The organism is Pseudomonas sp. LBUM1664 (genome assembly GCF_059695895.1).
This window is the reverse complement of sequence record NZ_CP166791.1, coordinates 1,755,890-1,776,444: the sequence shown is the minus strand read 5'-3', so window position 1 is coordinate 1,776,444 and position 20,555 is coordinate 1,755,890. Positions and strand designations below refer to the sequence as shown.

The 20,555-nt window shown below is 58.8% G+C and carries 19 protein-coding genes and 2 pseudogenes; 11 read left to right on the top strand and 10 right to left on the bottom strand.

From position 1 onward, the window contains the following. Window positions 1-18: 18 nt before the first annotated feature. Complete coding sequence (locus tag ACA047_RS08540) at window positions 19-1,383, top strand: HlyD family type I secretion periplasmic adaptor subunit (protein WP_497358385.1); 1,365 nt, start codon at window positions 19-21, stop codon at window positions 1,381-1,383. A gap of 57 nt (window positions 1,384-1,440) precedes the next feature. Here the strand turns inward: ACA047_RS08540 and ACA047_RS08535 are convergent, their stop codons facing one another. Further along, on the bottom strand, window positions 1,441-2,037 hold the full coding sequence (locus ACA047_RS08535) for a tRNA-uridine aminocarboxypropyltransferase (RefSeq protein ID WP_497358383.1): 597 nt from the start codon (window positions 2,035-2,037) through the stop codon (window positions 1,441-1,443). Between the two features lie 9 nt (window positions 2,038-2,046). Next, entirely contained in the window at window positions 2,047-2,940 is an 894-nt protein-coding gene (locus tag ACA047_RS08530; protein ID WP_135844254.1) for a LysR family transcriptional regulator, read from the bottom strand. 306 nt (window positions 2,941-3,246) lie between these two features. Between ACA047_RS08530 and speB the strand changes: the two genes are divergently transcribed. Genes speB through ACA047_RS08515 form a run of 3 tightly spaced genes read left to right on the top strand, consistent with a single transcriptional unit; the run spans window position 3,247 to window position 6,207 of the window. Further along, a complete protein-coding gene (gene speB, locus ACA047_RS08525; RefSeq protein ID WP_497358380.1) occupies window positions 3,247-4,197 on the top strand; it encodes an agmatinase in 951 nt (316 codons plus the stop codon). A 9-nt stretch (window positions 4,198-4,206) separates the two neighbouring features. Continuing rightward, entirely contained in the window at window positions 4,207-4,632 is a 426-nt protein-coding gene (locus ACA047_RS08520) for a YybH family protein (RefSeq protein WP_497358378.1), read from the top strand. A gap of 51 nt (window positions 4,633-4,683) precedes the next feature. Further along, window positions 4,684-6,207, top strand: a complete 1,524-nt coding sequence (locus ACA047_RS08515; RefSeq protein ID WP_497360263.1) for a purine-cytosine permease family protein — start codon at window positions 4,684-4,686, stop codon at window positions 6,205-6,207. A gap of 81 nt (window positions 6,208-6,288) precedes the next feature. On the opposite strand, the gene ACA047_RS08510 is transcribed toward ACA047_RS08515, so the two are convergent. Continuing rightward, complete coding sequence (locus tag ACA047_RS08510; protein WP_256222727.1) at window positions 6,289-6,417, bottom strand: PA1414 family protein; 129 nt, start codon at window positions 6,415-6,417, stop codon at window positions 6,289-6,291. Window positions 6,418-6,601: 184 nt separating this feature from the next. Here ACA047_RS08510 and ACA047_RS08505 point away from each other — a divergent pair. Beyond that, window positions 6,602-6,724 (top strand): annotated as a pseudogene (locus ACA047_RS08505) (hypothetical protein); the annotation flags it as partial. Here the strand turns inward: ACA047_RS08505 and ACA047_RS08500 are convergent. Together ACA047_RS08500 and ACA047_RS08495 are read right to left on the bottom strand one after the other, a co-directional pair. Then, window positions 6,723-8,177: an NCS1 family nucleobase:cation symporter-1 gene (locus tag ACA047_RS08500; RefSeq protein WP_497358377.1), complete on the bottom strand. Its 1,455-nt coding sequence runs from the start codon at window positions 8,175-8,177 to the stop codon at window positions 6,723-6,725. The pseudogene ACA047_RS08505 and the gene ACA047_RS08500 overlap by 2 nt on opposite strands. Before the next feature lie 292 nt (window positions 8,178-8,469). After that, window positions 8,470-9,306, bottom strand: coding sequence for a CvfB family protein (locus tag ACA047_RS08495; RefSeq protein ID WP_497358376.1), 837 nt, complete (start codon window positions 9,304-9,306; stop codon window positions 8,470-8,472). A gap of 351 nt (window positions 9,307-9,657) precedes the next feature. On the opposite strand from ACA047_RS08495, the gene ACA047_RS08490 reads away from it, so the two are divergent. From ACA047_RS08490 to ACA047_RS08480, 3 genes are all read left to right on the top strand, one after another. Beyond that, window positions 9,658-9,846 (top strand): PFL_1563 family small protein, encoded by a 189-nt coding sequence (locus tag ACA047_RS08490; RefSeq protein WP_018607615.1) that lies wholly within the window; start codon window positions 9,658-9,660, stop codon window positions 9,844-9,846. 193 nt (window positions 9,847-10,039) lie between these two features. Then, window positions 10,040-10,756: a TorF family putative porin gene (locus ACA047_RS08485; protein WP_497358374.1), complete on the top strand. Its 717-nt coding sequence runs from the start codon at window positions 10,040-10,042 to the stop codon at window positions 10,754-10,756. Window positions 10,757-10,837: 81 nt separating this feature from the next. Continuing rightward, entirely contained in the window at window positions 10,838-11,704 is an 867-nt protein-coding gene (locus ACA047_RS08480) for a DUF6279 family lipoprotein (protein WP_497358373.1), read from the top strand. 60 nt (window positions 11,705-11,764) lie between these two features. Here ACA047_RS08480 and ACA047_RS08475 read toward each other — a convergent pair whose 3' ends face one another. Beyond that, on the bottom strand, window positions 11,765-12,157 hold the full coding sequence (locus tag ACA047_RS08475) for a transcriptional regulator (RefSeq protein ID WP_497358372.1): 393 nt from the start codon (window positions 12,155-12,157) through the stop codon (window positions 11,765-11,767). An 87-nt stretch (window positions 12,158-12,244) separates the two neighbouring features. Here ACA047_RS08475 and ACA047_RS08470 point away from each other — a divergent pair. Continuing rightward, window positions 12,245-12,430 (top strand): annotated as a pseudogene (locus ACA047_RS08470) (DUF899 family protein); the annotation flags it as partial. A gap of 21 nt (window positions 12,431-12,451) precedes the next feature. On the opposite strand, the gene ACA047_RS08465 reads toward ACA047_RS08470, so the two are convergent. Continuing rightward, a complete protein-coding gene (locus ACA047_RS08465; RefSeq protein WP_497358370.1) occupies window positions 12,452-14,983 on the bottom strand; it encodes an exo-alpha-sialidase in 2,532 nt (843 codons plus the stop codon). A gap of 375 nt (window positions 14,984-15,358) precedes the next feature. Here ACA047_RS08465 and ACA047_RS08460 point away from each other — a divergent pair, with 375 nt between their 5' ends. Further along, window positions 15,359-15,631: a hypothetical protein gene (locus tag ACA047_RS08460; RefSeq protein WP_497358369.1), complete on the top strand. Its 273-nt coding sequence runs from the start codon at window positions 15,359-15,361 to the stop codon at window positions 15,629-15,631. 250 nt (window positions 15,632-15,881) lie between these two features. On the opposite strand, the gene ACA047_RS08455 is transcribed toward ACA047_RS08460, so the two are convergent. Then, complete coding sequence (locus ACA047_RS08455; RefSeq protein ID WP_497358367.1) at window positions 15,882-17,228, bottom strand: DEAD/DEAH box helicase; 1,347 nt, start codon at window positions 17,226-17,228, stop codon at window positions 15,882-15,884. Window positions 17,229-17,421: 193 nt separating this feature from the next. On the opposite strand from ACA047_RS08455, the gene ACA047_RS08450 reads away from it, so the two are divergent. Continuing rightward, a complete protein-coding gene (locus ACA047_RS08450; protein ID WP_497358366.1) occupies window positions 17,422-18,720 on the top strand; it encodes a mechanosensitive ion channel family protein in 1,299 nt (432 codons plus the stop codon). A 12-nt stretch (window positions 18,721-18,732) separates the two neighbouring features. Here the strand turns inward: ACA047_RS08450 and ACA047_RS08445 are convergent, their stop codons facing one another. Continuing rightward, the gene (locus tag ACA047_RS08445; RefSeq protein WP_497358365.1) at window positions 18,733-19,599 is read right to left on the bottom strand and encodes a carboxylate/amino acid/amine transporter; all 867 of its coding nucleotides are present in this window, start codon (window positions 19,597-19,599) and stop codon (window positions 18,733-18,735) included. 249 nt (window positions 19,600-19,848) lie between these two features. Continuing rightward, complete coding sequence (locus ACA047_RS08440) at window positions 19,849-20,448, bottom strand: FMN-dependent NADH-azoreductase (RefSeq protein ID WP_497358363.1); 600 nt, start codon at window positions 20,446-20,448, stop codon at window positions 19,849-19,851. Window positions 20,449-20,555: the final 107 nt, after the last annotated feature.

Sequence of the window (20,555 nt, the reverse complement as noted above, 5' to 3'; positions counted from 1 at the left end):
AACTGACGGGTATCGCCCATGTCTGCTCAAACACCCGATTCAGCCGCCCGAAGCTACTTCGGCAGTTTCAGCAAAAGTGCCGAAAGCGAATTCATGTCCGAAACCGCCGGCGCCGCTTTGCAGGATTCGCCCCGGCGCTCGCGCGTCACCGTTTGGCTGGCCGCCGGGCTGATCATCACCGGGTTGGTCTGGGCCAAGCTGGCGGTCTTGCAGGAAGTCACCACCGGCGAAGGCAAGGCGATTCCGTCGAGCAAGATCCAGGTGATCCAGAACCTGGAGGGCGGCATCGTCACCGAGATTTTTGTGCGCGAAGGCCAAATGGTGAACAAGGGCGACACCCTGCTGCGCCTGGATGACACGCGGTTTCTGTCGAACAAGGGCGAGAGCGAAGCCGACCGTTATGCATTGACTGCCCAAGTCGAGCGCCTGTCGGCCGAGGCCGAGGGCCGGCCATTCACGCTTTCAGCAGAGGTGACCACCAAAGCTGCGCAAGTGGCCGAGGACGAGCGCTCGCTGTACGAACAACGGCAACGGCGCCTGGCCAGCGAGCAACGGACGCTGACCGAACAACTGCGCCAGAAAACCCAGGAGCTGGCGGAATTTCGCTCCAAGCAGGGCCAGTTCAGCTCCGCCCTGGCGTTGCTGCAAGAGGAAATGAACATGTCTGCGCCGCTAGTGAGCACCGGGGCGGTATCGCCGGTGGAGATGCTGCGGCTCAAACGCAGCGCCGTGGAAATCCGTGGCTCGCTCAACGCCACCACCCTGGCGATTCCCCGGGCCGAATCGGCGATCAACGAAATCAAGAGCAAGATCGACGAATCGGAGCAGTCCTTCCGCTCCGACGCGGCCAAGGACCTCAACGAGAAACGCACCGAGCTGTCGAAAATCACCGCCTCGAGCATTGCCATCGACGACCGCGTGTCACGCACCACCGTGGTCTCGCCGGTGCACGGGGTGATCAAGCAGTTGAAGGTCAACACCATCGGCGGCGTGGTGCAGCCAGGCAGTGACATGGTGGAAATCGTGCCCCTGGAAGACAACCTGCTGATCGAAGCCAAGGTCCGCCCGCAGGACGTGGCCTTCCTGCATCCGGGCCAGAAAGCCATGGTCAAATTCAGCGCCTACGACTACACGATCTACGGCGGGCTCAGCGCCAAGCTCGAACTGATCGGCGCCGACACCATCACCGATGACAAAGGCAACAGCTTCTACCTGATCCAGGTGCGCACGGATAAAAACCACTTGGGCGGGGACGCCAAACCGTTGCTGATCATTCCGGGGATGGTGGCGACGGTGGACATCATTACCGGAGAGAAAAGTGTCTTGGATTACTTGCTCAAACCGGTGTTGAAAGCCCGGACTGAGGCGATGCGCGAGCGGTAGGCCTTGAGCTGAGACGTTCTTTGATTGTCCTACCGCTATCGCGAGCACAGACACTACTTATTCCTGAGCATGGTTACGCTGGAAAGTCTGCTCCCCCATCGCCGCAATCTGCCCCTCGATCAACGCCTCGAACGGCCTCAGCAACGGCTCGAAGCTCGTCGGCGCTTCGAGGGTCTGCAGCGCCTGGACAATCGCCTCCACCGTCGACAACGCCCCCGGCCCCGGGGCCTTGCGCAAGCGGTAACGAGACACGGCGCCTGCAGCCAACGTCACCCTCGGCAGCGCCGCCAGCAGCGGGTTGAGGTGCAGCAACTTGCGCGCCTTGCGCCAGGTGCCGTCGGGCACGACCAACAGCAGCGGATCATCGGATAGAGCATAGGTTTGCATCGGCTGCGCATCGTCGCCGGGAAACAACAACCGCGCCTGATAACCCGGCCGGTTGAGCAACCCAGGCAAGCCCTCGAATACCTCCCCCACGATCAACTCCGCATTGTTGAGCCCCAGCGCTGCCAGGCGGGCGGTGTTCAAGGCATGGTTCACTTCACTCGGGTGCTGCAACAGCAAGACCCGGGTGCGGCTGTCGAGGCTGGGGATCAGCGGGCACAGGCAATGGCTTTGTGGTCGCTGACAGCGCGGGCAATGGACTCTGGACATGACGGCACCTCAGGCCTGGTTGAGTTGCGCCTTGAGCAGGTCGCGGAAAGTCTGGATCAGCGGCTCGCGGCTGCGGCCACGGCGCACGATCATCGAAAACGGAGCCTGATAGCCGAAGGTGGCCGGCAGCAGCACCCGCAAATCACCCTTGTCGGCCCAGGCCTGGGCGTAGTGCTCGGGCAAGTAACCGATGTAGGCACCGGACAATACCAAAATCAGCTGCGCTTCCATGCTTTCCACCGTCGCCGCACTGTGCTTGAAGCCGTGGCGAGCCAGTTCAGCCTGGCTCCAGTAACCGCGACCGACCATGCGCTGCTGGGTAATGACTTGCTCGGGGATGCGCCGCTCGTTGAACAAGGGGTGACGGTTGCTGCAGTACAACCAGTGTTGCTCGCGGTACAGCGGCATGTAGACCAGCCCACTCATGCGTGTGGAAAACGCACCGATGGCCAGGTCCAGGCGGTTGTCCTGCACGCCGAGTTGTAATTCGTAAGGGCTCATGACCGACAAATGCAGGTGCACCGCCGGGTGCTCCTGGCTGTAGGCGCCGATGGCTTCGGCGAACGGCAGGGCCTTGTCGCTGACGGTGGAATCGATCACCCCAAGGTTCAGCGTGCCGCGCAATTCGCCCTTGAGCGCTGCGGCGTATTGCTCGAACCCTTCGAGCTCAGCTAACAGACGCAGGGTTTCCTGATGGAACAACTCGCCCTTGCTGGTCAGGCTGAACCCACCCCGCCCGCGATGGCACAGCACCAGGCCCAAGGCCGATTCAAGCTGGCTCATGTAGGTGCTGATGGCCGACGTGGAGAGGTTGAGTTCGTGCTGAGCATTGGCGAACCCCTGGTGCCGGACCACACTGACGAAAATGCGCAGCAGCTTCAGGTCGGGTAAAGCGTTGGCCATGGTTCTCTCCATACAGGCGGGTCACTGCGAGCTTTTGTGGCAAAGGGATTTATCTGTGGGAGCAAAGCTTGCTCGCGATACAGGCGCCTCGGTTCCAGAGGAAACCGCATGAACTTCATCGCGGGCAAGCCTTGCTCCCACAGGCTTCCCACCATTTCACTTCAACAGATCAATCGCGAGTCTATCGCCCCGCCAGCCATTAGTTTAGAAAAACCTGAACTAAGTATTTGCCAACAGAGATTCTTCCCGGCATCGGCTTTTCGCAGAATCGGCCCCTGATAAATAAAACAACGATGAGGCCTACCCGTGGACAAGATTCTTCACCAGCCACTGGGCGGCAATGAAATGCCGCGCTTCGGCGGCATCGCCACCATGATGCGTCTCCCCCACTTGCCCACCGCCGCAGGCCTGGACGCTGCCTTCGTCGGCGTGCCGCTGGACATCGGCACCTCCCTGCGCGCCGGTACCCGTTTCGGGCCCCGCGAGATCCGCGCCGAATCCGTGATGATCCGCCCCTACAACATGGCCACCGGTGCCGCGCCGTTTGACTCGCTGTCAGTGGCCGACATCGGTGACGTGGCGATCAACACCTTCAACCTGCTGGACGCGGTGCGGATCATCGAAGCGTCGTACCACAAGATTCTGGAACACAACGTCATCCCCCTGACCCTGGGCGGCGATCACACCATCACCCTGCCGATCCTGCGGGCCATCCACAAGAAACATGGCAAGGTCGGCCTGGTGCATATCGACGCCCACGCCGATGTGAACGACCACATGTTCGGCGAGAAAATCGCCCACGGCACCACCTTCCGCCGCGCCGTGGAAGAAGGCCTGCTCGATTGCGACCGCGTGGTGCAAATTGGCCTGCGCGCCCAGGGCTACACCGCCGATGACTTCAACTGGAGCCGCCGGCAGGGTTTCCGAGTGGTCCAGGCCGAAGAGTGCTGGCACAAATCCCTGACACCGCTGATGGCCCAAGTGCGCGAGAAAGTCGGCGGTGGCCCGGTGTACCTGAGCTTCGACATCGACGGCATCGACCCCGCCTGGGCCCCTGGCACCGGCACCCCGGAAATCGGCGGCCTGACCACCATCCAGGCGATCGAGATCGTGCGTGGCTGCCAGGGCCTCGACCTGGTCGGTTGCGATCTGGTAGAAATTTCGCCGCCGTATGACACCACCGGCAACACCTCGCTGCTGGGCGCCAACCTGCTGTACGAGATGCTCTGCGTACTGCCCGGCGTGGTTCATCGCTGAGGCGCGGTCATGAACGAACAGGATCAAGTGCTCAAGGCCGCCGCGCAACTGGTGTCGGCTTTCGCTCGCAATGACCGCGACGCCTATTTCGGCGCGTTCACCCCCGACGCGAGTTTCGTGTTCTACACCCTCAAACAGCCACTGCTGTCACGCGATGCCTACCAGGCGTTGTGGGGCCGCTGGCGGTCCGAGGATGGCTTCGAAGTGCTGTCGTGTGCTTCGAGCAACGCCTTCGTCAGCCTGCAACGGGACGTGGCGATTTTCATCCATGACGTGACCACCGAGTTGCGCATGCAAGGGGAGCAACACTTTAGCCAGGAGCGCGAAACCATCCTGTTCCGCAAGCAGGAAGGACGCACACAAGAACAACAAGGCCTATGGCTGGCCTGCCATGAACATTTGTCCGCAATGCCGGAAGGGCTGCCACCCCCTTAGCCAAAAACAGGCGACGTTCAGATCGATGAACGCGCTTCGATATCGGAGCAGATCATGAATAACAATAACGACAACAGCCTTACGCAAATCGAAACCTTCGGGGTCGAACAGATCCCGGAGCTCGAACGAACCGCCAGCCCAATCGATCTGTTTCGGCTGATCTTTGGCGGCGCCAATACCTTTGCCACCGCCGTGCTCGGCAGTTTCCCGGTGCTGTTCGGCCTCTCGTTCCAGGCCGGGGTCTGGGCGATTGTGCTGGGGGTGTTGGTGGGTTCGATCATCCTCGCCCCCATGGGCCTGTTCGGCCCGCTCAACGGCACCAACAACGCCGTGTCCTCGGGGGCGCATTTTGGCGTACATGGGCGGGTCGTCGGCTCGTTCCTGTCGCTGCTGACCGCCATCGCGTTCTTCTCGCTGTCGGTATGGAGCTCGGGGGATGCGTTGATCGGTGGCGCCAAGCGGCTGATCGGCTTGCCGGAAACCGACCTGAGCCTGGGCCTGGCCTACGGCCTGTTCGCCCTGCTGGTATTGACGGTGTGCATCTACGGCTTTCGCTTCATGCTGTGGGTCAATCGCATCGCCGTGTGGGCCGCCAGCCTGCTGTTTTTGCTGGGCATCTTCGCCTTCGCCCCGACCTTCGACAGCCAGTTCGCCGGCACCGTCGGCCTCGGCCAGCCAGGCTTCTGGGCGGCGTTCATCGGCGCGGCGCTGGTGGCCATGAGCAACCCGATTTCCTTCGGCGCGTTCCTGGGTGACTGGTCGCGCTACATCCCACGCAACACGCCCAAGCGCCGCATCATGCTGGCGGTGATCATTGCGCAATTGGCGACGCTGATCCCGTTCCTGTTTGGCCTCGCCACTGCCACCATCGTGGCGATCAAGGCGCCGGACTACATCGCGGCCAATAACTACGTGGGTGGCCTATTGGCGGTATCGCCGAGCTGGTTTTTCCTGCCGGTGTGCCTGATTGCAGTGATCGGCGGCATGTCCACCGGTACCACTTCGCTGTATGGCACCGGGCTGGACATGTCCAGCGTGTTCCCACGGGTGCTTTCGCGAGTCAAGGCGACGCTGCTGATCGGCGTACTGTCGATTGCCTTCATCTTCATCGGGCGCTTCGCCGCGAACCTGGTGCAGAGTGTGTCGACCTTCGCCGTGCTGATCATCACCTGCACCACCCCATGGATGGTGATCATGATCATCGGCCTGCTGGTGCGGCGCGGCTTCTATTGCCCGGATGACCTGCAAGTGTTCACCCGGGGCGAAACCGGCGGACGCTACTGGTTCAGCCACGGCTGGAACTGGCGTGGCCTGGGAGCGTGGATCCCCAGCGCACTGGTGGGGCTATGCTTCGTCAATCTGCCGGGGCAGTTCGTCGGACCGCTGGGCGAGCTGGCCGGCGGCATCGACATCAGCCTGCCGGTGACCCTCGGCCTGGCCTCGGTGATATACCTGGGACTTCTTGGACTGTTTGCGGAGCCGGCGACGGTGTATGGGCCCGATGACCCGCGCAGCAAGGGCTCGAACTCCCCCGTTGCTCAGCCGAGCGCTGAACCTGTGACGAGGGGGATTTAGCGCCCAAAAAAAGATCGCAGTCTTCGGCCGTCTCGTCTAAAACGGTCGAAGACTGCGATCTCTCCAATATTCTGCGGTGTTTTACCGGCGCCGCGGCTGGCGGCGGCGTTGCTCGTCATCGGTGCGGATCGGTATCGGTTGCATGGGCGGCTCGATCAAGCCAAGCGCGACACCCAGGTCGTGAAGCCAGTTCTGGATTTTCTCTTTCATCGTGGTGCCCCCTCAGGGTGGTACGAGCGGCAGAATTCTGTGGGCCCTTCGCACTGATAATAGTCCGAAGTCCTACGCAATGCTCGTCAGACATTGCAATGATCTGTTACTGAATTGATCCCAATCCAAAGCCGGGCGTTCAAACCGGTTGTGCCGTCATCAGAGGGGATCTCGGACAGATCAACTGCTGCTGCTCGATCCAGGCGTTGAGGTTGGCCCCGACCAGCCCGGCCGCTTCGCCCTTATGCCCCTGTTACCTCACTTAATCGGCGAAGGTCAGCTCGACTTGACCACCGCTGGTCTGATCAAGCCTGGCCGGCCGGGCTCAATGACTTATTCAAAAGCGTCGCCGATTCGCGCCGCGCCAAGGCAAAATACAGCACCCCACCCAGGAAGCAACCGGTGAACCAGGCGAAGTTGGCCATCGGTTGCAGCAGCGGCGTGAAGGTGATCGCCACACCCATCAACGTCGCCGGAATCAGCGCCTTGACCGCCGTCCAATTGATGCCGCCACTGTAGTAATAACGCCCGCTCGGCCCGTCGTTGAACAAGGCGTCGACGTCAATCTGCTGCTTTTTGATCAAGTAGTAATCCACCAGCAGAATCCCGAACAGCGGGCCAATGAACGCCGCCAGCACGTCCAGGGTGTAGTGGATGACTTCGGGGTTGTTGAACAGGTTCCAGGGTGTGATGAAAATCGATGCGACTGCCGCGATCATACCGCCGGCACGCCAGCTGATCTTGCTGGGCGCGACGTTGGCGAAGTCGAACGCCGGGGATACGAAGTTGGCGACAATGTTGATGCCGACGGTGGCGGTCACGAAGGCAAAGGCCCCCAGCAGCACCGCTACATTGTTGTCGATGCGCGCCACGGTGGCGATCGGGTCATGGAGCATTTCGCCAAACACCGGCAGGGTCCCGGAAACAATCACCACCGTCACCAGGGAGAACGCCAGAAAATTCACCGGTAGCCCCCAGAAATTGCCTCGGCGCACGTCAGCCATACTCCGGCAGTAACGGCTGAAATCACCGAAGTTCAGGGTTGGGCCGGAAAAGTACGACACCACCAGTGCCGTCGCCACGATCACCTGGCCAAACGCCTGCCAGCCAGACAAGGACTTTTCCGCCAGGGAGAAGCTGATGTTGCTCCAACCCGCCTTCCACACGATCCAGCCGGCCAACAGGAACATCACGGCGTATACCACCGGTCCGGCCCAGTCGATGAAGCGGCGGATCGAGTCCATGCCGGTCCAGAACACCAGCGCCTGGACGAACCAGAGGCTGAGAAAACCGAACCAGCCCAGGTAGGACAAACCGGCGAAATGCGGCGTGGCGTAGGCTTCCATGGAAGGGAAAAACCGCAGCACAACGATAATTAATGCACTGGAGGCCAGGTACGTCTGAATGCCGTACCACGCCACAGCGATCAAGCCGCGGATCACCGCCGGAATATTCGCACCGAACACCCCGAACGCCAGCCGGCAGATCACCGGATACGGCACCGCCGCTTGCTGGCTGGGTTTGGCGACCAGGTTGGCAATCAGTTGCACAATGCAGATCCCGCCCAACAAGGCGATCAACACCTGCCAACTCGCCAGCCCCAACGCGAAGAGACTCGCGGCAAATACATAACCGCCAACGCTGTGCACGTCGCTCATCCAGAACGCGAAGATGTTGTACCAGCTCCACTTCTGCGGCAGCGGGCCCAGGTCTTCGTTATAGAGACGGGGGCTGTAGCCGTTGGGCATTTGCTCGGACATTGCGGGGCTCCTTTTGAGTACCGCCGTGCCCCCGAATCAACCTGCTCACCATACTGCGCACGGGAGCCGGCATGGTTTGTATACGCGTTGCTACGCAGAATGCGTGCCACAGGAGGGAAATGTGAGACAAACTGCGGTGTACGGTGGGGAGTAAAGCGCAAAGAAACAGGAGAAGCGCCCATGAACAGGGCGTAGCTGCATGCTAACGGTGCAGAATTTTGTATACAGCGATATATCACCCGTGGTGAGGGAGCTGCTCCCTCGCCACAGGTTTATGCTCGGCTGATAAAGATCAGCTCAACTCAATCCGGTCAGCATGAATAACAATCTGCCCATTCTTGTACAGCGCACCAATGGCCTTCTTGAAGTTGCCCTTGCTCACGCCAAACAAGCTGCTGATCAACGCAGGATCGCTCTTGTCGCTGACCGGTAGCGTGCCATCGTTCTCCCGCAACTTGGCGAGGATCTTGGCATTCAGGCTGGTGGCGGCCTCCTGGCCCACCGGCTGCAGGCTCAGGCTGATCTTGCCGTCCGGGCGGATTTCCTTGATGAAACCTTTTTCCTGTTTGCCGGCACGCATGAACTTGAAGATTTCGTTCTTGTGGATCAAGCCCCAGTGCTTGTTATTGATGATCGCCTTGAACCCCATGTCCGTGGCTTCGGCGACCAGTAAATCAACTTCCTGCCCCGGCGTGTAGTGGGCCGGTGTCTTGTCCAGATAACGATCCAGGCGCGCCGTGGCAGTAATGCGGCGAGTGTGCTTGTCGAGGTAGACGTGCACCACGCAGTATTCGCCGGCGGTCATCTGGCGCTTTTCTTCGGAATACGGCAGCAGCAAATCCTTGGGCAGGCCCCAGTCCAGGAACACGCCGATGCTGTTGACTTCAACCACTTTCAGACTGGCAAATTCACCGACCTGAACTTTAGGCTTTTCAGTGGTAGCGATCAGTTTGTCGTCGCTGTCCAGATAAATAAAAACATTGAGCCAGTCTTCATCTTCGCTCGGAATATCCTTGGGGATATAACGGTTGGGCAGCAGGATTTCGCCGTCCGCACCGCCGTCCAGATATAAACCGAAGTTAGTGTGTTTAACCACTTGCAAACTGTTGTAGCGCCCGACTAAAGCCATTTCCAATACCCTCATTGCGTGGGCGGCATTCTACCCGGTTTTGCGGCGCGATTCGTGGCCGCAGGCAAGGTTTGCCGGCAAAGGTCCTGCGCAGCCGTTGATTTTCCTGCATTTGCGCCGAAGGTTCGGCCATTCGTCAGGCGGGCAACGGCCCGTGCAGCCCATTTAGCCAGCGCCACAGGCGTTATGTTTTTCAGACGGTTGTTATTTAAAACAGTGGCTTAGGGCAATAAGTAGCGCATAAACCGGCCCGTATTCCAGCGCCACGGAGATCCTTCAGAAGGATATTTACCAAGCAATTGTCAAGTATTTCCTGTACGATGCCTGGCCCAATTAATTATTTACAGGTTAATGGCCGTCATGCGCGTAAAAGCATCCAACAGCAAAGCAAAGCCAGCTCCAGCCGTTGAAACCAGCGAGTCGATCAACGACCAGATCGCTGCGTTCCTCAAGTCCGGCGGCGAAATCCAGCAAATTGCCAAAGGCGTCAGCGGCCAGACATTCGGCCCGTCCAAGCAGATCAGCCTGGGCAAGAAGTAACCTTCGCGTCACCTGGTCCCAAAGCGCTTTGAGCTTCGAAGCGCTTGGACTGGAACCCCTCCGCACTCTCCATCCTGCATAAATCGACGAACGGCCATCGCTGCCGGGTATTCGCCGGTATGCTTTCACCTCTCTAGCTCAAGCGTTTCAGCTTGGTTACCGTTCCTGCTCCTCGCTATCCATGGAGTGAAGCATGCGCATTTCTATTGTTCCGCTGACGATCAGCCTGCTAACGTGTTCCCCAGCCCACGGGCAGGTGTTCCAGCGCGAGCTCGGCGAGTTCGACCTTAAACTCGGCACCACCCCCAGCCGCAGCATGGCCCAGGGCCTGGTCACCCCGTCGAGCAGCGGCTCGTTTCATGGCGGCCTGGACCTGAGCCACGACAGCGGCTGGTACATCGGCCAGTGGTCACCCAGCGCCGGCCTGAGCACGTCCGACGACCTTGAAATCGATTCCTACATGGGCTTTAAACACCCCTTCGACCAGACCCTGGGCTACGAAGTCGGCCTGATCCACTACAGCTATCCCACGGTCGATACGCTCGACAGCCAGGAATTCTACGGCGGCCTGACCGTGCTCGGCAGCCGTTTTGGCGCGGCCCTGAGCAACGACCCGGACAAACAGAACAGCACGCTGTTTGCCGACCTGGGTGGCAACGTGCCGTTCGGCATTGGCATCAGCGCCAAATACACCACCCACCAGCTCAACACGCCAGTGTCGGTGGAGAACGGCTATGTAGGCAGTTTTAGCGACTGGTCGTTGAAAATTTCCCGGCCCTGGAAAGGTATCGACCTTGACCTGATCTACAGCGACTCAAGCCTCAGCGGCAGCCGTTGCTCGGCCTATTCCGGCCACAATAGCGAATGCGACAGCCTGCTTACCCTCAAGATGGCCCATCCTTTTTACTAAACGTTACTTATTTAATCGGCTGAACTGCCGCGCACCTGCGATGCTCAAACAGGACACCTACGCCTTCGCAAGGACTCGCTCATGTCGCGCTGGTTAACACGCATCGCCATGTTCATCGCCCTGTTCCTGACGCTCACCGCCTGTAGCCGAGTAGGCCTGGCCTACCGCAACCTCGACCTCATCATCCCCTGGACCCTCAACGATTACCTGGACATCAAGGGCGAGCAAAAAGACTGGTTCAACGAACGCCTCAAGGACCACCTGACCTGGCACTGCACCACCCAATTACCTGGCTACCTCGACTGGCTGGACCGCTTGAAAACCATGGTGCAAACCAATCAGGTGACCGACGAAGCCCTGCAACAGCGCACCCAGGAAGCCAAGGCCGCCATCGCCGAAACCGCCCGGGCAATCACCCCGTCGGCCATCGAATTGCTGCAAGGATTGAGCGACGAACAAGTCGCGGACATGGATGCTGCTTTCGTCAAAGACCAGCGCAAACGCCAGCAGCAATACCTCAAGCCGACGTTGCAGGAGCAGATCCAGGAACGCAGCGAACGCATGGAAAAACGCCTGAACGACTGGCTCGGCCCGCTCAACGAAGCCCAACGTCAACGTGTGATGGCCTGGTCCACCGCCCTGGGCGAGCAGAATCAGCAATGGATCGCCAACCGCGCCCACTGGCAAAACCAGTTCAGCGAAGCCGTGGCCCAGCGCCACAGCCCCAACTTCGCGAAACGCATCGAGCAATTGCTGGTGGACCGCGAAAGCCTATGGACCCCCGCCTACCGCGAGGCCTTCAGCAAAACCGAAGCTCAGGCCCGCAGCCTGCTGGTGGACCTGATGGCCGACAGCACCGCACCCCAGCGCGAACGGCTGCTGAAGAAAATCGACGGGGTGAAGAAGGATTTCAGTGACTTGAAGTGCCTGAAAGCGGCACGCACCTAACTGAGATCCAATGTGGGAGCGAGCAGGCTCGCTCCCACATTAGACGTCGGCATATATCCGTCAGGCAATCTGCGCCTTCGAAGCCAAATCATCAAACGTAAACTCATCCAGCGCATCGCCCTGATCATCCAGCACCTGGCGCGGATGATCATTGCCCGGGATGCTGCTGTCGATCAGGCTCAACAACCGCGAGCCACGCACCGTCAGCACAAAGTTCTCACCATTACCACCCTCTTCCTCCGGACGGGGCTCAATATAGCCACGCTCCAGCAGCAACTTTTCGTATTCCCCGGCGACCTTTTTCAGATGATCGAGATTCCCGATCTCCTCGCCTGCAACCGCTTTCTCCGCTGCGTGCTGCTCCGCATAAGGCCGAGGGGTAAAGCTGTGGCCGGCGCCGTTCTGCACTTCGTGCAACAACCGTTCGATCAAGTCCCAGTTATAAGTCGTCATCCTGATCCATCCTCCAAAGAGTGAGATGCCTACTTAAGGTGTGACCGAGGGGGTTCGCCACCGTTCAGCCGGGTTTACCGGTGGCTCGTTTCACAAGCCGACCAACACCGGGCCCACCATGATGTGGCCGTGGTGGCAGTGTCCCGCGCGCCATTCGCCGAATTCCAGCCATTCAAACGCCGCATGGGCTGGGCGTTCGACTGGGTCTCGTCGGAAGGCTGCGACTTCAACCATGACTTCGGCGTCAGCTTCAAAGCCGAAGACGTCACCGCCCCTTCTTCAAATGAAATGTGCCTATTGCTTATCTCCCTCCTGTTTCTCGACTGCATCCTGACTCTGAAAGCCCAAAGAGTATTTCTGGGCCCGCGCCTTCATGGTGCGAGGATCTGGCAAACCTACGGTTTCAGGGTTCGAAAAGCCGGTGGCGCGAGCGGAGCTACCAATATTGATCGCATCAAACAGGAAACTGAAGCCTTGTTTCAATTGGCTCTGGGCGATGCCGTGACACCCCATGCAACCGCCCATGGTCAGGCTTTGAGTGCCGTGATCATAATCCGGCACCCTGATGTTCTTAAAGTCGCGGGTATTGGTCAGGATGCTGTCCTCTGGAATGGGGAATGAGTTGCCTCCGCGAAACAGCTGGATCCCCGGCTGGCTGCTCTCGACCATGATATTGGCCAGGTAATAATCCGGATCGGTTTCAGTGCTCGACGGGATGGCCTGCACCCCTTTAAGCCGGTAGTGCTTCCAGACCGAATTGGTAAATTCGCTGCTCTCGTTCATCAGCGCCTGGACCTGATTGTTGACCACAGTGACTTCAGAAAAGATGGTTAGCGGTTGCACCACAGGGATCGGGCCGGCTTGCCCCTGAGGGATCCCCTTGGTACCGGAGTAAATTTGCGGATTCAACTCAACGAAATTGCTTCTGGGCAAGTCAACCTTATGGGTGGTGTTGCCGTCGGAGAAAGTAGCGACCGGTGGGTTACGCGCCAATGCGGAGGTGGTGGGATAGGCAATCCTGTTGTAGTTGGCGATGTAGTAGAGACCGGTCGGCGACTTGCCATCAGGTAATGTCAGGGCATCTTCGTGCTCGAACGTGGCGAAGATGAAGGTTGGGTAGTTGGGCGTCTTATGGATGATGTGCAAGGCGACCAAAGCGTAGTCTTCGTTGTGCGCCAACGGCGCAGCATCGGTGCCCTGATAGGTCACCACGGTTGCCGTGTGGTAACGCGCGCGTTGCGATAGCGGAATGTCTGCCAACTTGCGCCATGCCGCCTTGACCTCCACCGCGCCGTCAGGCAGGACGATATTTGTACTGGGATAGCGGCTCAGGTTTTTCGCATAGTCGTAAATCATACGATTCGCCTTGGCCTCAAACAGAATCTGGCTGTCGTTTGAAGGGGCATAGGCAGTCCCGGTCGGAGTCGATATCGTTGCTACTTGCGGAGGGGTGACCGGGAAAAATATAGCGTTCTGCCCGATCTGGGTCGCCTCATCCAGATTGTTGTAGTGAGCATAGGTGGCGCCTAGGGCTAAAGGCGCACCGTCGGGAAACTCGATATAGCTGTACTGCGGGTCAGAATCAAATGGACGCATAGGCCCGCCTGCGGAGTTTTTTCCTTTCGCCGGAAACAACTCAGTGCGGTGGGCGAAGGTTTGCCACAGCAAGGGAGTGGATAAGGGGCTGGAAGTTTGTGACACCCTACCCGAATCGGCAAAGCTGCTGGCGGGATTGCCGACGCCGCGGTTAGCCGGCAACGGCGCCTGGGCCGTATTGTTCAGTGCGATAAAGCTCCGCCAAGCGAAGGTTGCATAGTCGGTATGGCTAAGGCCCGTCGCCAGATCAGCAGGCAGTTGTGGATTGTCTGCGGTTAGATCGCTTTCGGTGATGGCATAGGAAACGCCCAATGCCGATGAGAAATTGTTAAGCCCACTCTTGGAGAAGTACGGATTCCAGCTCAGCCCATCGGTTGAATAAAAGGTATTCGTGTTGTTGCTGATAAACACACGCTCGTTGATCATCGTTGCACTGTTCAGGAAAAGCGCACTTTTTATACCTGCCAGCTCTTTCCTCCCTCCCCATTGGCCGGCACGGTCGTAGGTGCGTGCGTACATGAGACGATTCTCCAACGTGTAGTAGGCCCATAATTTACCGTTATAGACGACAGGCACCACTTTGATCAGAGGCGTGGCTGTGCTTTCCTGGAACGCTAGAGTTTCCCGGCTCCACAGAAGACCATCATTTGAAGTGACGTAATAAACAGCTTTAGCTGCACCGTCGTCTTTGTGATACAAGACAAACAATTGACCGTTATACACGACGGGATTGTTAACGCCGACCACAGGCGTGGTGGGGATAGTTTTAATATCGGACCAAGTGATACCGTCTCCGGAACTGGTGGTCTTTAAGTGACGCTGGGGATCGGCAAAGGTCAGCACTAGCTTTTGATTAAATACGGTCACTGAAATATCACCAGCCCACCTGTAGCCGTCTACCAGGATAGGTTGTGGAACGGACCAGTTTTTCCCATCTGCTGAATTGGAAAAATAGATATGACTTGAATCATAATTATTGGACCAAAACATATAAATCTTTCCCTTGAACGACTGCACCGCGGGTGTAAATCCCGCCGGGAGGGTGAATCGCACCATGCTCGTCGAAGAAGGATTACCGCTCGAGGCACCTGGACTGTCGAAGACATCGACTTTGATCCCTACACCTTGTTGCGGTGTGGCAACGATCAGACTCTCCGCATAGGCCGATGAGAGCGCAAACAAACCACACAGGCACAACATTAACCGACTGAGTATCACTTTAAAATTCATCTATTTCATTCCTTTGAATTAATCACTACTACAGGCCGTGGGCGTGTTCTGACAAGCGTAGTTATTCCATAAATTTACGTCCTCTGTTAAGCAGCGACCCAGCATCTTGCAGGCACCGATGTACCCGTCGCCTCTTCCATGGTAGACGACTGTTTAATATCGGCTAGGGAGCCACTGAAAAAGACTTCAACTCGTGGTTGTCCTTTAAGGTGAGCTCTACAACTATTCCTTTAAAATCAAATGCCCCCGAACGAAGATCCTGTGCAAAGAGGTTACACCTGCAAAAACGGCAGCCAAGACGACGGTTAATGAACTTTCCACCCAACCCCGGCCTCAACCGATTACCTGCCCAACAAGGAACAAGAGGCCCCTGCCATGAAAACCCTCATGAAAATCACCCTCGCCACCGCCCTCACTTGCGCCCTGCCCGCCTGGGCCTGCACGCCCGAGGAAGCCACCGCCAAGCGTGAACAACTGGCCCAGGAAGTGAGCAAACTCACCGAACAGAACCCAGACAAGGCCAAGGAGATCAATGACGAGTTGCAGGCCATGGACCTGGAAACCGCTAGCAAGGACCAGCCGGACAAGTGCCAGTTGATTGATAAGCGTCTGGAAGAGTTGAAGGCTGCGGGGAAGAAGGCTGGGTGATTGCCCAAGCCGAGCGCAACCAGCTTTTGTGACGAGGGATTTAGCGAAACGTCGCACCGCCTCGCTGTGGGAGCAAGGCTTGCCCGCGATGAAGGCGATACGGTCTTTCATAAATCGAGGCGTCTGTGTCGCCAGCAAGCTTTGCTCCCACAACTCCCCTCGCCACAGGGTTCTGCGTCGAAATCTGAGTATCCACCCATAAAAAAACCGGACCCAAGGTCCGGTTTTTTTATGAAGCGCTATGGCCGTTTCACTCAGCCGCTGGCGCTTCTGGCTTGCGACGCTTGAGTGGGGCCATGCCGTCCTTGCTGACCAGCGACAAGGCGTCGGTCTTCGGGCGGTTGGCGATTTTGCGTTTGGTCGGGGCCTTGGCGCCGGTTTTCTTTTTGTCGCCCTTGGCGTCGACCTTTTTCTTCTTCACGCCAACGGCCTTGCCCGAGGCCTTGACCTTTTTCGGTCCGCCGTAGGTGCCTTTGACTTCCTTGATGGTGCGGCGCTCGAAGCTCTGTTTGAGGTAGCGCTCGACGCTCGACATCAAGTTCCAGTCGCCGTGGCAGATCAACGAGATCGCCAGGCCATCGTTACCGGCGCGACCGGTACGACCGATGCGGTGCACGTATTCGTCGCCGCTGCGGGGCATGTCGAAGTTGATCACCATGTCCAGACCTTCCACGTCGAGGCCGCGGGCAGCAACGTCGGTGGCGACAAGGATTTTCACGCCGCCCTGCTTGAGGCGGTCGATGGCCAGCTTGCGGTCTTTCTGGTCTTTCTCGCCGTGCAGCACGAACGCCTTGTATTCCTGGGCCACGAGGCGGCCGTAGATGCGGTCGGCCATGGCCCGGGTGTTGGTGAAGACGATGGCTTTCTGGTAGGTCTCGTTGGCCAGCAACCAGTTCACGATCTGTTCTTTGTGCTGATTGTGGTCGGCGGTGATGATTTGCTGGCGGGTGGTGGAGTTCAGCTGGCTGACCGCGTTGAGCTGCAAGTGCTCGGGGTTGTTCAGCACCTTGGCGATCATCTCCCGCAGGCCCGAGCCGCCGGTGGTGGCGGAGAACAGCATGGTCTGCTGGCGGTTGACGCATTCGTCCACCAGGCGCTGCACGTCTTCGGCAAACCCCATGTCCAGCATGCGGTCGGCTTCGTCCAGCACCAGCACTTCGACTTCCTTGAGGTCCAGGTTGCCGGCGTTCAGTTGCTCGATCATCCGCCCCGGCGTGCCGATCAGGATGTCCGGCACCTTGCGCAGCATGGCGGCCTGGACCTTGAAGTCTTCACCGCCGGTGATCAGGCCGGACTTGATGAAGGTGAACTGCGAGAAGCGCTCCACTTCCTTCAAGGTCTGCTGGGCCAGCTCACGGGTTGGCAGCAAAATCAGGGTCTTGATGCTGACGCGGACCTTGGCCGGGCCGATCAGGCGGTTGAGGATCGGCAGCACGAACGCAGCGGTCTTGCCGCTACCGGTTTGCGCCGTCACCCGCAGGTCACGCCCCTGGAGCGCGAGCGGAATAGCCGCTGCCTGCACCGGCGTTGGCTCGACAAATTTAAGCTCGGCCACGGCTTTGAGCAGGCGTTCGTGCAGGGCGAATTGGGAAAACACGGGTGCTACCTCGAAGAAATGCAAAAAAACAGCTGCATAGGGTAACGGTTTCGAGCGCGAAGGCCGAGTTTCTTTATGCAAACGGCGACAATCAGTCGCTTTTTTTGCCGCCGATTTACCATCAACGGTCACTTGGACAGGCTTAAATGCTCTAATCGGCCCATCGCGTATTTATAGAAGAACCGTTTCGTCCATGGATATCAAACAGCTCTGGGTCAACATGCAAGACCTCTGGGGTGCCCTTGACCAGCACCCGCTCCTGCATTCCAGCCTCGCCCTGATGTTGCTGCTGGTCATTGCCTTGGTGCTCGGACGCGTGGCGCGCTACTTGATCCTGCACGGCGCCAAGTTGCTCGCTCGTCAACCGGCCCTGCATTGGATTAACGACCTGCGTCAGAACAAAGTCCTCCATCGCCTGGCGCAGACGACGCCGTCGCTGATCATCCAGTTCGGCCTGCACCTGGTGCCGGAGCTCAGCAAGACCAGCCTGATTTTCCTGGGCAATGTCGCCCTGGCGTTCACCATTCTGTTCATGGTGCTGACCTTCAGTGCCCTGCTCAGCGCCCTGCTGGATGTCTACGCCCGCACCGAGCACGCGCGCACCCGCTCGATCAAAGGCTATGTGCAACTGACGAAGATGGTGCTGTACGTATTCGGCGCAATCATCATCGTCGCCACCCTGATCGACCGCTCGCCATTGCTGCTGCTCTCGGGCCTAGGTGCGATGTCGGCGGTGATCCTGTTGGTCTACAAGGACACCTTGCTGTCGTTCGTCGCCAGCGTGCAGCTGACCAGCAACGACATGCTGCGGGTCGGCGACTGGATCGAGATGCCCCAGGTGGGCGCCGACGGTGACGTGGTGGACATCACGCTGCACACGGTCAAGGTGCAGAATTTCGACAAGACCATAGTCTCGATCCCCACCTGGCGCCTGATGTCCGAGTCGTTCAAGAACTGGCGCGGCATGCAGCAGTCCGGCGGGCGACGGATCAAGCGCAGCCTGTTCATCGACGCCAGCGGCGTGCGTTTCTTGCATGACGAAGAAGAACAGCGCCTGACCCAGGTTCATCTGTTGACCGACTACATCAGCCGCAAACAGGCCGAACTCAAGGCCTGGAACGAGGCCCAGGGCAATGTCGCGGCGATGTCGGCCAACCGCCGGCGGATGACTAACCTGGGCACCTTCCGCGCCTATGCCCTGGCGTATTTGAAGAGCCACCCGGATATCCAGCCGAACATGACCTGCATGGTCCGCCAGATGCAAACCACGGCCCAGGGCATTCCGCTGGAAATCTACTGCTTCACCCGCACCACCGCGTGGACCGACTACGAGCGCATCCAGGGGGATATTTTCGATTACCTGCTGGCGGTGATGCCGGAGTTCGGGTTGAACCTGTATCAGCAGCCAAGCGGCATGGATTTGCGTTCAGGGTTATTACCGGCGGTGCTGGGGGCGAGTCATATTCCGGAGCCGCAGAAGCGGGTGGTTTAACCCTCACAGGGGTCAGAGTGAAGACACGGGCTGGCGCACACCCAACCGGCTGATCCACACCGCCGCCAATATCACCGCCCCACCCAACAGCAACCGCCCCAGTTCCTCGTGCTGGTTCCAGATCAGCAGATTGACCAGCAGCCCCACCGGCACGTGCAGGTTGTTCATCACCGCCAGTGTCCCGCCGTTGACCAGGCACGCGCCTTTGTTCCACCAGTACAGCCCCAGCGCAGTGGAGACCAGGCCGAGGAACACCAGCACACCCCATTGCAGCGGTGCTTCGGGCCAGAAGTTGGCCTTGCCGAACAGCAGGAAGGCCGGCAACGCCACCGCCAACGCGCCGAGGTAGAAATAGCCGAAACGCCGGTAGTGCGGCAGATCGCTGGGGTGGCGGGCCACCAAGTGTTTGTACAACACCTGCCCGGCCGCGTAGGTGAAGTTGGCCAGTTGCAGTAGCAAGAAGCCCATGAAGAAGTCCGGGTTGATCCGGTCGTAGCGAATCACCGCGGCACCGGCCACAGCCACCAGCGCCGCAATCAGCGCCCAAGGGTTGAAGCGACGGTTCAACGCGTCTTCGATCAAGGTCACGTGCAGCGGCGTCAGGATGGTGAAAAGCAATACCTCGGGCACTGTCAGCACCCGGAAACTCAGGTAAAGGCACACGTAGGTCACGCCGAACTGCAAGGCCCCGATCAAGAGCATGCCGCGCATGAACGACGGCTCCACCTGACGCCAGCGAGTCAGCGGAATGAACACCAGCCCGGCCAGCAGCACCCGCACCAGCACCGCGAAGTAACTGTCCACATGCCCGGCCAGGTATTCGCCGATCAGGCTGAAGGAAAACGCCTGAATCAATGTCACAAACAGTAAATAGCCCATACACCCCTCGTTTCGAATGGCGGCGAAGATAGCGGTTTTAAACTGTGGGAGCGAGCCTGCTCGCTCCCACAAGGTCCTCCAGTGTCGTGATTAAATCCCAGGCAAAAAAAAGCCCGATCTCGCTAAAGCGTTCAATCGGGCTACTGCACTCAGGAGCAACAAGTGCCAAGGGAGGTTCGATGCGCAAAACGGTTTGAAGGGTAGCGCCAAGTCACTAGACCACCTGGCGATTACCCGAGGATTAACGGATCAGGCGACCTGGGACAGTTTGGCGTTGGCCTGATTCAACCCCTTCTCCTGGAAGTCGCCGCCCAGGTTCATGCCTTCGGCATGGATGAAGGTCACGTCGTGGATACCGATGAAGCCCATGACCTGACGCAGGTAGGGTTCCTGATGATCGGTACTGCCACCGGCATGGATGCCACCGCGAGCGGTCAGCACGAAGGCACGCTTGCCCGTCAGCAGGCCTTGAGGGCCAGTGGGGGTGTACTTGAAGGTCACACCAGCGCGCAGCACGTGATCGAGCCAGGCTTTCAAGGTGCTGGGGATGGCGAAGTTGTACATCGGCGCAGCCATCACCAACACGTCAGCGGCCAGCAATTCATCGGTCAACTGGTTGGAACGCTCCAGCGAGGCGTTTTCGATGTCGTTGCGCTGCTCGACGGGTTTCATCCAGCCACCCAGCAGATTGACGTCCAGATGCGGCACCGGGTTGATCGCCAGATCGCGAACGCTGATTTCATCGGCCGGGTGCGAGGTTTTCCACTGGCTGATGAAGGTTTGGGTCAGTTGGCGGGAAACCGAGTCTTGCTGGCGGGCACTGCTTTCGATGATCAGAACGCGGGACATGGGATGTAGCCTCCATCGGAAAATGTTGTCAGTCGATGGAGTGAAGATTAAACAGGGCCATATCGATGAAAAAGCGCAAATAATTGCTGTAAAGCATCGATAATTTC

Excerpts from the sequence above, each read along its gene's own strand:
- ACA047_RS08540 (WP_497358385.1), top strand. The coding sequence starts at position 19 with ATGTCTGCTCAAACACCCGATTCAGCCGCCCGAAGCTACTTCGGCAGT.
- ACA047_RS08535 (WP_497358383.1), bottom strand. The coding sequence starts at position 2,037 with ATGTCCAGAGTCCATTGCCCGCGCTGTCAGCGACCACAAAGCCATTGC.
- ACA047_RS08530 (WP_135844254.1), bottom strand. The coding sequence starts at position 2,940 with ATGGCCAACGCTTTACCCGACCTGAAGCTGCTGCGCATTTTCGTCAGT.
- ACA047_RS08520 (WP_497358378.1), top strand. The coding sequence starts at position 4,207 with ATGAACGAACAGGATCAAGTGCTCAAGGCCGCCGCGCAACTGGTGTCG.
- ACA047_RS08510 (WP_256222727.1), bottom strand. The coding sequence starts at position 6,417 with ATGAAAGAGAAAATCCAGAACTGGCTTCACGACCTGGGTGTCGCGCTT.
- ACA047_RS08500 (WP_497358377.1), bottom strand. The coding sequence starts at position 8,177 with ATGTCCGAGCAAATGCCCAACGGCTACAGCCCCCGTCTCTATAACGAA.
- ACA047_RS08495 (WP_497358376.1), bottom strand. The coding sequence starts at position 9,306 with ATGGCTTTAGTCGGGCGCTACAACAGTTTGCAAGTGGTTAAACACACT.
- ACA047_RS08490 (WP_018607615.1), top strand. The coding sequence starts at position 9,658 with ATGGCCGTCATGCGCGTAAAAGCATCCAACAGCAAAGCAAAGCCAGCT.
- ACA047_RS08485 (WP_497358374.1), top strand. The coding sequence starts at position 10,040 with ATGCGCATTTCTATTGTTCCGCTGACGATCAGCCTGCTAACGTGTTCC.
- ACA047_RS08480 (WP_497358373.1), top strand. The coding sequence starts at position 10,838 with ATGTCGCGCTGGTTAACACGCATCGCCATGTTCATCGCCCTGTTCCTG.
- ACA047_RS08475 (WP_497358372.1), bottom strand. The coding sequence starts at position 12,157 with ATGACGACTTATAACTGGGACTTGATCGAACGGTTGTTGCACGAAGTG.
- ACA047_RS08465 (WP_497358370.1), bottom strand. The coding sequence starts at position 14,983 with ATGAATTTTAAAGTGATACTCAGTCGGTTAATGTTGTGCCTGTGTGGT.
- ACA047_RS08460 (WP_497358369.1), top strand. The coding sequence starts at position 15,359 with ATGAAAACCCTCATGAAAATCACCCTCGCCACCGCCCTCACTTGCGCC.
- ACA047_RS08450 (WP_497358366.1), top strand. The coding sequence starts at position 17,422 with ATGGATATCAAACAGCTCTGGGTCAACATGCAAGACCTCTGGGGTGCC.
- ACA047_RS08445 (WP_497358365.1), bottom strand. The coding sequence starts at position 19,599 with ATGGGCTATTTACTGTTTGTGACATTGATTCAGGCGTTTTCCTTCAGC.
- ACA047_RS08440 (WP_497358363.1), bottom strand. The coding sequence starts at position 20,448 with ATGTCCCGCGTTCTGATCATCGAAAGCAGTGCCCGCCAGCAAGACTCG.